Annotated in this window: 12 protein-coding genes; 9 read left to right on the forward strand and 3 right to left on the reverse strand. The window is 34.6% G+C overall.

What is annotated here, in order from left to right; translation table 11 throughout:
* Positions 1 to 29 precede the first annotated feature (29 nt).
* Together ACRD7B_RS20120 and ACRD7B_RS20125 are read right to left on the reverse strand one after the other, a co-directional pair.
* Positions 30 to 233, reverse strand: a complete 204-nt coding sequence (locus ACRD7B_RS20120; RefSeq protein ID WP_430826447.1) for a hypothetical protein — start codon at positions 231 to 233, stop codon at positions 30 to 32.
* A gap of 325 nt (positions 234 to 558) precedes the next feature.
* Complete coding sequence (locus ACRD7B_RS20125) at positions 559 to 1,920, reverse strand: sensor histidine kinase (RefSeq protein ID WP_430826448.1); 1,362 nt, start codon at positions 1,918 to 1,920, stop codon at positions 559 to 561.
* 170 nt (positions 1,921 to 2,090) lie between these two features.
* On the opposite strand from ACRD7B_RS20125, the gene ACRD7B_RS20130 reads away from it, so the two are divergent.
* From ACRD7B_RS20130 to ACRD7B_RS20170, 9 genes are all read left to right on the forward strand, one after another.
* The gene (locus ACRD7B_RS20130; protein WP_430826449.1) at positions 2,091 to 2,438 is read left to right on the forward strand and encodes a cupin domain-containing protein; all 348 of its coding nucleotides are present in this window, start codon (positions 2,091 to 2,093) and stop codon (positions 2,436 to 2,438) included.
* A 17-nt stretch (positions 2,439 to 2,455) separates the two neighbouring features.
* Positions 2,456 to 2,890, forward strand: coding sequence for a VOC family protein (locus tag ACRD7B_RS20135; RefSeq protein WP_430826450.1), 435 nt, complete (start codon positions 2,456 to 2,458; stop codon positions 2,888 to 2,890).
* A 103-nt stretch (positions 2,891 to 2,993) separates the two neighbouring features.
* Entirely contained in the window at positions 2,994 to 3,356 is a 363-nt protein-coding gene (locus tag ACRD7B_RS20140; protein ID WP_430826451.1) for a VOC family protein, read from the forward strand.
* Positions 3,357 to 4,145: a DUF6597 domain-containing transcriptional factor gene (locus ACRD7B_RS20145; protein ID WP_430826452.1), complete on the forward strand. Its 789-nt coding sequence runs from the start codon at positions 3,357 to 3,359 to the stop codon at positions 4,143 to 4,145.
* Between the two features lie 86 nt (positions 4,146 to 4,231).
* Positions 4,232 to 5,563 carry a DEAD/DEAH box helicase gene (locus tag ACRD7B_RS20150; RefSeq protein WP_430826453.1) on the forward strand — a complete coding sequence of 444 codons (1,332 nt, stop codon included), beginning with the start codon at positions 4,232 to 4,234 and terminating at the stop codon, positions 5,561 to 5,563.
* Positions 5,564 to 5,607: 44 nt separating this feature from the next.
* Positions 5,608 to 6,597, forward strand: coding sequence for a diacylglycerol/lipid kinase family protein (locus ACRD7B_RS20155; protein ID WP_430826454.1), 990 nt, complete (start codon positions 5,608 to 5,610; stop codon positions 6,595 to 6,597).
* Between the two features lie 79 nt (positions 6,598 to 6,676).
* Positions 6,677 to 7,585, forward strand: coding sequence for a phospholipase A (locus ACRD7B_RS20160; protein ID WP_430826455.1), 909 nt, complete (start codon positions 6,677 to 6,679; stop codon positions 7,583 to 7,585).
* Between the two features lie 19 nt (positions 7,586 to 7,604).
* Positions 7,605 to 8,486, forward strand: coding sequence for a CPBP family intramembrane glutamic endopeptidase (locus ACRD7B_RS20165; protein WP_430826456.1), 882 nt, complete (start codon positions 7,605 to 7,607; stop codon positions 8,484 to 8,486).
* Positions 8,487 to 8,633: 147 nt separating this feature from the next.
* Positions 8,634 to 10,586, forward strand: coding sequence for an LTA synthase family protein (locus ACRD7B_RS20170; protein WP_430826457.1), 1,953 nt, complete (start codon positions 8,634 to 8,636; stop codon positions 10,584 to 10,586).
* A gap of 121 nt (positions 10,587 to 10,707) precedes the next feature.
* On the opposite strand, the gene ACRD7B_RS20175 is transcribed toward ACRD7B_RS20170, so the two are convergent.
* Positions 10,708 to 10,872, reverse strand: a complete 165-nt coding sequence (locus tag ACRD7B_RS20175) for a hypothetical protein (RefSeq protein ID WP_430826458.1) — start codon at positions 10,870 to 10,872, stop codon at positions 10,708 to 10,710.
* Positions 10,873 to 11,075: the final 203 nt, after the last annotated feature.

Here is an 11,075-nt window from a genome sequence, read left to right on the forward strand (position 1 = left end):
TTTATATATTTTGTTTGGTTACTCGAAGATTAACTTTCTGCAAAGTGTTTTTTACCACTTAACATATCGCGGGCCATGTCTAAAATAGTTGTATCATCTAGTTCTACTATACCACCATCAGGTCCTTGCTCAAGATGAATTCCTACACTTTTTCCTCGATCGTAGTTAGCACCGCCAAAGTAATTTCTTACTGTCTCTACGTCGAGGTGCAACTCATCGGCGATCGTCTTCATACTTCCATCAGGCAGACTATCTTTAATCTTCCTAAGTTGATTGAATGTGATTGTTGTTGTACTCATATTGATAGTTTTTAAGTAACACAATACTTTGTACTAAAAATAGAAAATTAATTTGAATATTAAAATTGAATTAATATAAAAAACAAATCTTAAACATTATTTAATGTCATTTAATTGCAAATATCACAAGTATTTGTTCTAGAAAAATCGGAGGGACTTAAGAAGTATAAAGCGTTTTGCATGCTTTTTTAAACGGCTAGTTGTATTAATTTAAAATTAGAGATGAAAAAATAAAAAATGTTTAACTTTTAAGTCGTATCTATTCACTAATTGAAATGGCACTATAAGCTTTGTTTTCAATTGTAAAGTGAAACACCGTACCACGTTCAACATTGGCCTCTATCCATATTTTTCCACCTAATGTTTCCACAATTCCTTTGGATATTGCCAAACCTAAACCAGTGCCATTTACAAATCGCTCTTCTGAATCAATTTTTGTAAATCGATTAAAAATGGTAAGCTGGTCTTCTGCCTTGATGCCAATTCCTGTGTCACTTACGTAGCATTTTATACCAAATCTGATAGGAGTGATGCCTATGTTTATTTCTCCTTCATCCGTAAATTTAATGGCGTTATTGATCAGGTTAATAAATACCTGCTTCAGATAATGGCCATCTGTTTTTATTATAAATGCTGAATTCGGGATAGTAAATTTTAACCTTAGATTTTTATGGTTCTTTATCTGATACAGATCTTTTAATTCAAGTAGTATATCTTTCAGGTCATTATCTTTAAAGTTAGTTTTAAGTTGTTTGGCTTCGATTATTGAAAAGTCAAGAATGTTTTCGATTATTTGTAATAAGTAATTGCCATTTTGAAGTATGGTTTTAATGTAGCTCCTTCTTTCTTCTTCGGTGTTATGCATTTCCATCAAGCTAATCTCTGAAAATCCAATGATGGCGTTCAAAGGAGTACGTACTTCGTGACTCATATTTGCCAAAAATTTTGATTTTAGAACATCGGCATCTTCAGCTTTTCTTTTGGCAATTTTTAATTGATCAATTTTATCTTCCAGTTCATATTGCAGTTCATTCTGCTGGTCAATGGTATTCTCAAGCCCACGTACCAGCATAGCCAAAGGTATTGCCACAACAGCTGAAATAGCAAAGGTGTTGGATGCCACGGTTATCCAGTGGAACGGAGTGTATTGGGTTATACCTAGTTCGCCAAATACCTTGTATTCTAAACCGAGTGCTATAAGTGCAATAATTAGAAATGCGATGATAAGGCTTGTAATAGCTCCCTTTATTCTTAATAAAATTGAAGCTATAATAGTAAAGCCAATCAGGTAGGTATTACCTGCTCCTGCCGGGCCAAGTATTATTAACAACCCTATGGATACAAGAAATGGGATAGCAATTAGAGAAATGGCTCTGAAGGTGTACTTGAGTTTATTATTTAAAAAGAGGAATAGTAAAAAACCATAAGCGATAGAATCAATTATACCTATAATGTATACTTCTTTAATAATGGACATATATATGCCAAAAGCACTGGCTATAAACCCAAATAAACAGATTAATAACAAAATACTGTTCAATACTTTGTTACGCCAATAAGTTATTCCCTCCTTTGGTTCAAAATCCTTCGTTTCGAACTGTTTATATACCCACTCCTTCATAAAAATGCCTTACGTTATATAATTAAAAAAGTTCCCTTCCATGGCTATAGATTTATAGAAATTATTTTCTTATTTTTATTGAGTTTAAATAAAAGAAGCGAATTAAGTACTTGACATGCAATGATTGATCAAGTCAAGTTAAACAATATTATAGTACAAATACTAAAATTATGAAGAAATCGTCACTTGTTGAGAATATAGAATACAAAGAAAATAGGCCAGCTATTAATGTTTTATTTGAGAGCGATACCTCGAAAGAAATTCGGATAGTATTTCGGAAAGGGCAGGTTATGGCCGAACATAAAACTTCGTATCCAATAAGCGTTGAAATTTTTGAAGGAGAAATTGAGTTTGGAGTTAAAGGAGAAAAACTGGTTTTGGTTAGGGGGGACTTAGTGGCGCTTGATGCGAATGTGCCTCATGATTTATTAGCAAATGCAGATAGCATTGTCCGATTAACACTTGCAAAGGGAGATTTGGTTCAGCGTGTTGTGAGTGTGGCAAAAGGTGAAAAATAATTTCAAATTTATAAGTTATGGCAACAATTAATACGTATTTAACCTTCAATGGGAATTGTGAGGAAGTTTTTGAATTTTATAAAAGTGTTTTTGGTGGTGACTATGATCACTTTGGCAGGTTTAGCGAAATGCCTTCCGAAAAACCTTTGCCCAAAGAAGAAGCTGATAAAATAATGCATGTTTCTTTACCTATTAGTAAAGAGTCGGTTTTAATGGGAAGTGATTCGTCAGAAGCTTTTGGTAAGGTAACTAGTGTTGGAGATAACTTTTCAATATCAATAAACGCAGAATCTGAGGAAGAGGCGAATATGCTTTTTAACGGACTATCTGAAGGTGGTAAGGTTAATATGCCCCTCGAAAAAACATTTTGGGGATCGTTGTTTGGCATGTTCACTGATAAATATAGTATCAACTGGATGGTGAGTTACGATTACGAACAAAAGAATCAATAGCTTATAATCAAGTGAAGTGTTGGAAATAGAATGTCGTTTTTTTACAATTTAACGATTAAGCATGTTGCTAATTTTGACATGTTACTAATTAAAATACATAAAAATGAAACGATTTTTTGAATGGGTAGAAATACCCGCAAGCAATTTTCAACGAGCAATTGATTTTTATTCAACTGTATTTGGTCTTACATTTAAAGTGATGGACTGCGGAACTGAGCAAATGGCATTTTTCCCAAATGGAGAAGGTGCCATCTCCTTTGCACCTGGTTTTACGCCATCTGATAAGGGTGTTTTAGTAAGTATAAATGTTGAGTCCGAAATTGATAAAACAATAGTGCTTATACAGAAGAACAATGGAAAGATTGTGATACCTAAAACGAAAATTGAAGCTGAAGGTAAAGGCTATTTTGCTACCTTTATCGATAGCGAAGGAAATCAATTAGGTTTATATGGGAATCCGGAATAAATGAACATTGCTTATCCATTAAATGAATTAAGCGCTTATGTCAAATATTATTGGGAATTAAGTAGCTGCAATTCCAGCCATACATGCATGAGCCATCGGGTAATTCCTGATGGCCTGCATACTATTTACTTCTATTTTTCTGCTATTCCTCAATTAAAAGGATTATCCTCTGCTATCGAAAGCAATATTTTCTTTAGTGGTCGAACTACTTCATTTTACGATCTTGATATAAAGGGGGCTATCGATTTATTTGCTGTGACTTTGCAACCTCTTGGAGCTGCAAGATTATTGGGGAAATCATTACAAGAATCGTTAAATCACATGCTCACCTTGAGTGATTTACTTGGAGAATCAACCAATAAACTTGAGGATGAAATGAATCATGCTACTGACTTTAATTCACGCATTGCTAGTGTTGAATCATTTTTAGTAGAGCGTTTATTAAAAACTGAACAACCTTATCATTTTAACTCTGTGAATGCAAGTTTAATTAGTTTGGAAACTAAAGCATCTATCGCTAATGATAAAATAGCATTAAGTCAAAGGCAACAACAACGACAGTTCAAACAGCTAATGGGTATATCAATAAAGGCATTTGAGCGAATTGTGCGTTTTCAGAAGGCCTTATATTTAAAAGAAAAAAATCCAAGTTGTGATATACAAACTCTGGTTGAAGAATGTGCCTATTTTGATCAAGCGCATATGATTCATGATTTTAAGAAGATGAGTGGATATACGCCTAATAGTTATTTTAAAACATGCGATCTGCACTCCGATTATTTTTCATGATTGAGTTTTTTGCTATTGTTGCTCGGAATAATTAGAAGAATCGTTCGAAACAATGTACTTTTGCAATCAATTAAAAGTATAACACTGTGAAGTTTTCAGATTTAAACCTTAATACAGTACTTCTTAATGCCATAGATGATCTTGGTTTTGAAGAGGCTACTCCGATTCAAGAGAAGGCATTTCCTGTGATAATGTCTGGTAAAGATATGTTAGGTATTGCACAAACCGGAACGGGTAAAACCTTTGCCTATGTCTTACCTCTGTTGCGTCAATTAAAATTTTCGAATCAACGACACCCTCGTGTTCTAGTGCTGGTTCCGACTCGTGAATTGGTAGAACAGGTGGCTGGTGAGTTTAGGAAGATGACGGAGTATATGTCAGTTCGAATTGGAGGCGTATACGGAGGAACAAATATCAATACTCAGAAGGCCATGGTTTACGAAGGTCTTGATATATTAGTTGCCACTCCGGGGCGTTTGATTGATTTAAGTTTGACAGGAGTTTTACGATTGAAGAATATTCAGAAGTTGGTGATTGATGAGGTGGATGAGATGCTTAATTTAGGATTTCGTTCTCAACTTGAGCAGATAATGGACATCTTACCTGAACGCAGACAGAACTTGATGTTTTCGGCAACTTTAACAGAAGATGTTGACCAGCTTATAAATGTGCATTTTTACCAGCCACAAAAGGTTGAAGTTGCGGTTACAGGTACACCTGTTGATAATATTTTCCAGAGTGCATACGCTGTGCCTAACTTCCATACTAAACTTAATTTCTTAAGATTTTTATTGGATGAGAATGCTGATATGAATAAGGTATTGGTGTTTGTGAAAAATAAACAGATTGCCGATTTATTACATTCTGAATTGGAAAGTTCATACCCTGAACTAGTTGGTGTTATTCATTCAAATAAGTCGCAAAACAACCGTTTTAGAATGGTTGAAGAATTTTTAAATGGTACACTTCGAATATTAATTGCTACAGATGTGATTGCCCGTGGTATGGATATTCGAAATGTAAGTCATGTTATCAATTACGACATGCCGGAAGAGCCAGAGGCGTATATTCACCGGATTGGTCGTACTGGTAGGGCAGAAGCGGAAGGTATTGCAATTGCATTTATTACAGAAGATGATCGTGGAGCCTGGAAAGCTGTACAGAATTTAATGAATAAGTCGATTAACCTGGAAGAGCTGCCTTCAACGGTTCGAGTTTCTGAAATGTTACTGGCTTCTGAAGAAGAAGTTTTACCTGGTTTGAAGTTGGTTAAGGCTCCTAAGCCTACAGTTGCTAAAGGTGCCGCTTTTCATGAGAAAAAAGATAAAAACAAGAAAAGTAACGAAGGAGGTTCGTACCGAAGAAAATTAGCTGCAAAATATAAAAAGCCAAAAACAAGAGGTCAAAAAAGAAAATAACTAGCGAATAATTTAAATCAAAAATCAGTAATATCTAATTTAAAATGAAGAAGCGAATTCTATTTCTTATTAATCCAATTTCGGGTATTGGTAAACAACGAACCGTGGAGCAATTGGTTGAAAAAGAAATTGATTCGGATAATTTGGATGTTGAGATACAATATACCGAGTATCAGGGGCATGCTCATGAGTTAGCCAGTGAGGCTGTTGGTAAATTCGATGTAGTGGTTGCTGTAGGGGGAGATGGAACGGTGAATGAGGTGGGATCGGCCTTAATCAATACTTCTGTTGCTATGGCAATTATCCCTACTGGTTCAGGAAATGGCTTGGCTCGTTACCTTGATATTCCTCTGCGTATTAATCGTGCCATACAAGTAATTAATTTGATGAATTTTAAGAAGATTGATACCCTGAGTGTTAATGGCCGTGTTTCGTTAAATGTAGCAGGCATTGGTTTTGATGCTTTTATCAGTCATCGTTTTGCAAATATTAAAGAGCGTGGACCCATTGCCTACATGAAGATGATCCCTAAGGAATTTGCGAATTATAGTTCGCTTACCTATACCATTACCATTGATGATGAAGTATATCAATTACCAGCTTTCTTGTTAAGTTTTGCTAACTCTTCACAATGGGGTAACGATGTACATATTGCTCCGCAAGCAAAGATTGATGATGGTTTAATTGATGTTTGCATCATAAAGGAATTTCCAAAGTTTGCAGCACCTGCCTTGTTAATTAGTTTACTGGATCAAAGTCTTGATCAAAGACCCTACGACGTTATTACGCAGGCGCGTAAAATAATCATAGAATGTGAGGAAAACATGCTGGGGCATTTGGATGGAGAACCGCTTGATTTAGGTAATAAGGCTGAAATAAAAATAAAACCACTATCATTAAAAGTTGTTATTCCTCCTGATAATTTTAGAAGAAATGCCTTGTTAGAGCCATTTAAACCATTGAAAGATATATTACCTCCATTGCCCAATATATCACAACTACCAAAAGGTTTGCTTGGGAACAAAAGTGAATGAGCTTACTTCATCTGAATTGCTTTATAGGTTAAATCGATAATTTCTGATATATTCACTTGTAAATTGTTAATTTATTGGCATGTTATCAAAGTTGTATTTTTCATTAGCCTTTTTAATACTCGCGAGTTTGTGTACTAATGCACAAGAGCTATTCGAAAGTCATTCATCGCGCTTGGCCGAACAGTGGGATTTAAATGATACCTTAAAAGGGCAAAATAATCTGTTTCAGGTAAGAGAATACAAACCTGTATATGTGCTTCTAGCTAATTATACATCTGATATCAATCAGATGCCATTCAGCGATAATCCGAACAATGTTGTAACTGAACCTGTACCATTAACTAATACCGAGTTAAAGTTTCAACTAAGTTTTAAAACAAAGGTGCTTGATAAGGTGATGGGGAAGAAATTAAAAGGCTCTTTCTGGATGGCATATACCCAAACATCGCGTTGGCAGTTATACAACGAAGAAATATCTCGTCCCTTTAGAGAAACCAATTACGAACCGGAATTCATGTATGTGGTGCCTACACCTTATACGATTTTTGGTATACATGGCGTTTTTGCAGGTATCGGTATTAATCATCAGAGTAATGGCCGTGGTAATCCTATTTCGCGAAGTTGGAATAGGGTAATAGTGCAAATGGGTTGGGAAACTAAAAATACCACCATATTATTAAGGCCATGGTGGCGTATACAAGAGTCGGCCGAAATAGATGATAATCCTGGTATTGAAAATTACATTGGCCGATGTGAATTATTATCTGCCTATAGTAAGGGGCGTCATAATTTGAGTATGATTGCCAGACACTCCCTGCGATCAGGAACCAGAAACAGAGGCAGTATCCAACTTGATTATGCATTTCAGATATGGGATAACCTAAAGATGCATACCCAGGTTTTTCATGGTTATGGAGAGAGTATGATTGATTTTAACCACAAACAAACTACCATTGGTTTAGGTTTTTCTTTAACCGAATGGCGATAAAAATTGATTGAATAAAAGTATGGATTATAAAAGTAAAGAGTTGGCATCCAAAGGTGTAATGCCTGTTTGGTTGAGGATAGTATTGGTTATTTTTTCGTTTCTTTTTTTGACAGCAATATTCCAAATTATTGGAGTGGCAACTACTGATATTAGTATGGATGATTTAATGCATTCTGAAAATTTGAGTACTGGTCAAATGTTTTTTTTACAGTTTTTAGGAACGCTGGCGATGTTTTCTGTAGTTCTTTTTTATCGTAAATTCATCGATAAACTATCGATTAAATCCTTAGGGTTTGGATTAAAGTGTTTTAACAAAGATATGATAAGAGGCTTTGTTTTAGCTTTAATATGCATCGGAATGGGCTCTTTAGTTTTATATGTTCTTGGCTATGTTGAAATTGAAAATAATGAGGTGTCTTATGTTGGATTTTTACTTCAGTTGCTTCTGTTTTTTTTGGTAGCTGTTAACGAAGAAGTATTGGTTCGAGGTTACATATTAAACAATTTAATGCTTGTTTCAAATAAGTATTTGGCTCTCTTTATTAGTTCATTAATATTTATGGTGCTGCATTTATTAAACCCTAATTTATCTACCATTGGTGTTATAAATCTTTTTTTGGCAGGCATAATGTTAGGTAGTGCCTATGTATTTACACAAAATCTATGGTTTGCCATTAGTTTGCACTTGTTTTGGAATTTTATTCAAGGGCCAGTCATGGGCTATTCCGTAAGTGGTATGGCAATGGATTCAGTTTTTAAGTTAAAGCTTAGTGGGAATGAAATATGGCATGGAGGAGCTTTCGGTTTTGAAGGTTCGCTTATGTGCACAATTGTTTTGATTGTATCAATAGCTTCTATTATTGGGTATTATCATCGTAGCAAAAAGGTGAATTTGAAGTAAAATCAGTTGGATTACTATTTTCTAATTTTTTTAAAAGGCTCAGATATTTAATACTTTCTTAATTCTGAGATGAATAATTACTATACTTGCACAAAATTTTCGAATAATTTAAAGCTAGCTTAATCAGCTTTTAGATTTGGTGTAAGAATGAATAGAATAGCAAAAGTTTTAAAAAGTAATAAGTCCGAAAGATATACCAACGAGTATTTGGTGCTCTTGTATCGATTTGCATTAATGATGCTCTTCTTCACTGTTTTTAGAGTTATCTTTTTTGTTTTCAACACAAGTTCATTTCCTGATGTTACCTTAGGCAGCTTCATAAGAATACTGCAAGGAGGATTAATGTTTGACCTTTCTGCTTTATTGTATCTAAATGGCTTATACTCTATTTTATGCATTTTACCTTTCCCATTCAGGTTTTCTAATGTTTACCAGCGGATAGTTAAGTGGATTTATATGTTGTTTAATGGGCTAGGAATAGGTCTTAATTCAATTGATATTATCTATTTCCGTTTTATCAATAAGCGTACTACATATAATGTCTTCGATATTTTAAGCAATGAAGATAACATGTTGGCTCTATGGGGGCAGTTCTTCATCGATTTTTGGTACATCGCTCTCATATTTATTCTAGCCATTATTTCGTTGTCATATCTGTATTCCTATTTTAAACCTAAACCTTTTAGGTTCTCTATAAAATGGATTCAATATCCTGTTTCGCTTGTTGTTTTGGTATTGTTTGCAGCTTTGTCAATTATCGGAATTCGTGGTGGATACAGGCATTCTACTCGACCTATAAATATGAGTAATGCCGGTAAGTTTGTTGAATCTCCTTCCGAAATGGCTTTAGTCTTGAATACACCTTTTTGTATTATTCGCACATGGAATAAGAAGAGTTTTCAGGAGGTGCATTATTTCTCGACAGAGGAACAACTAGAGGCAGTTTATAATCCTGTTTATACACCTTCCGATTCGGCTGTTGTGAGTCGGAAGAATGTGGTGGTATTTATATTAGAAAGTTTTAATGGTGAATATCTGGGCGCATTAAATAAAGATTTGGATGAGGGTAATTATAAAGGATATACGCCATTTATCGATTCCTTGATGCAGCATAGTTTTGTTATTGAAAATAGTTTTGCAAATGGTCATAAATCCATTGACGCGATGCCTTCAGTTCTGGCATCGGTTCCTTCGTTGGTATTACCCTATACTGTATCGGAGTATTCGTCGAATAAGGTGAATGGTATGGCCGAGTTATTGGCTAAGAAAGGTTATGAGACAGCGTTCTTTCATGGCGCTCCAAACGGATCAATGGGTTTTGATGCTTTTGCCAAAATATCTGGTTTTCAAAAGTATTTTGGAAGAGATGAGTATAATAACGATGATGATTTTGATGGTATATGGGGCATTTGGGACGAACCATTTTTTCAATTTTATGCGGATGAAATGAATCAAATGCAAGAGCCCTTTTTTACTTCATTGTTCTCGATTAGTTCACATCACCCATTTAAAGTGCCGGAGAAATATGAAGGCGTATTCCCCAAAGGGCCTCTGCCAGTGCATGAATGTATTGGGTACACTGATAATGCTTTGAGAACCTTTTTTGCAAAAGCCAAAACTATGCCTTGGTATAATAATACCTTATTTGTGATTACGGCCGATCATAGTTCGGCTTCGCATTTTAAATCATCACATAATAGTAGGAACACATTTTCTATTCCGCTATTCTTTTATAGTCCGGGTGATTCATTGGTAAAAAAATGGGATAGTGGTATAGCACAGCAAATCGATATTATGCCAACGGTACTTAATTACCTTGAGTATGATGAACCTTATTTGGCCTTTGGAAACGATTTGTTTGATGAAGATGCTGCGCGTTTTACAATGAACTATACCAATGGTTATTACCAATTTGCACAAGGTGATTTATTGGTTTACTTCGACGGAAAGGAAATACGTAGCGTGTTTGATGTCAAAGATGATCCTTCGTTGAAAAATGACATTAAAGAATCAATTGATTATAAAAATATTGAGCGCAATTGTAAGGCCTTTGTTCAGCAGTACAATAATCGCATGATTGAGGATCGATTGACACCCTGATTAAGTTAAAATACAAAATAGGCTAGAAGTAATTCCTAGCCTATTTTGAAATATGATCATAAATTGATATGAATAAATAGAGATTCTAAAAATACCTATTTTTGATTTGTATCAGATTGCTTTATTTTAAATATTCGTCGGGTATAAACATGTCGGGCGTAAGTTGACTTGTTGCACCTTTATCATCTTTGTAATCATCCTCATATTTTTGCATGATATCTTCAATAAATCCTCTTTTGGCTAACTCTTTCATTATATTGTCTTTGGTTTCTTGAGATGTTTGCATAGGTTCTTCTTTCTTTATTATCTTCTTTGCTTTTTTAAAATCTTTATGCGAGTAAGTTTAGTACATGACAAAACTGTAAATAATTGACAGTCAACTAAATAAGATGTATGTTTTCTTGCTTAAAACCTTGGCATTCAGTATCTTACAAAGGATTTCTGAAGTCTTTTGTAATGAATACGAATACCAAGGTAGATACCAAAAAT

Origin of the sequence: Carboxylicivirga fragile (assembly GCF_050589805.1) — a bacterium.
GTDB classification, from domain to species: domain Bacteria; phylum Bacteroidota; class Bacteroidia; order Bacteroidales; family Marinilabiliaceae; genus Carboxylicivirga; species Carboxylicivirga fragile.

Bases quoted from the DNA above. Each gene is read 5' to 3' on its own strand.
- ACRD7B_RS20120 (WP_430826447.1), bottom strand. From the start codon at position 233: ATGAAGACGATCGCCGATGAGTTGCACCTCGACGTAGAGACAGTAAGA.
- ACRD7B_RS20125 (WP_430826448.1), bottom strand. From the start codon at position 1,920: ATGAAGGAGTGGGTATATAAACAGTTCGAAACGAAGGATTTTGAACCA.
- ACRD7B_RS20130 (WP_430826449.1), top strand. From the start codon at position 2,091: ATGAAGAAATCGTCACTTGTTGAGAATATAGAATACAAAGAAAATAGG.
- ACRD7B_RS20135 (WP_430826450.1), top strand. From the start codon at position 2,456: ATGGCAACAATTAATACGTATTTAACCTTCAATGGGAATTGTGAGGAA.
- ACRD7B_RS20140 (WP_430826451.1), top strand. From the start codon at position 2,994: ATGAAACGATTTTTTGAATGGGTAGAAATACCCGCAAGCAATTTTCAA.
- ACRD7B_RS20145 (WP_430826452.1), top strand. From the start codon at position 3,357: ATGAACATTGCTTATCCATTAAATGAATTAAGCGCTTATGTCAAATAT.
- ACRD7B_RS20155 (WP_430826454.1), top strand. From the start codon at position 5,608: ATGAAGAAGCGAATTCTATTTCTTATTAATCCAATTTCGGGTATTGGT.
- ACRD7B_RS20160 (WP_430826455.1), top strand. From the start codon at position 6,677: ATGTTATCAAAGTTGTATTTTTCATTAGCCTTTTTAATACTCGCGAGT.
- ACRD7B_RS20165 (WP_430826456.1), top strand. From the start codon at position 7,605: ATGGATTATAAAAGTAAAGAGTTGGCATCCAAAGGTGTAATGCCTGTT.
- ACRD7B_RS20170 (WP_430826457.1), top strand. From the start codon at position 8,634: ATGAATAGAATAGCAAAAGTTTTAAAAAGTAATAAGTCCGAAAGATAT.
- ACRD7B_RS20175 (WP_430826458.1), bottom strand. From the start codon at position 10,872: ATGCAAACATCTCAAGAAACCAAAGACAATATAATGAAAGAGTTAGCC.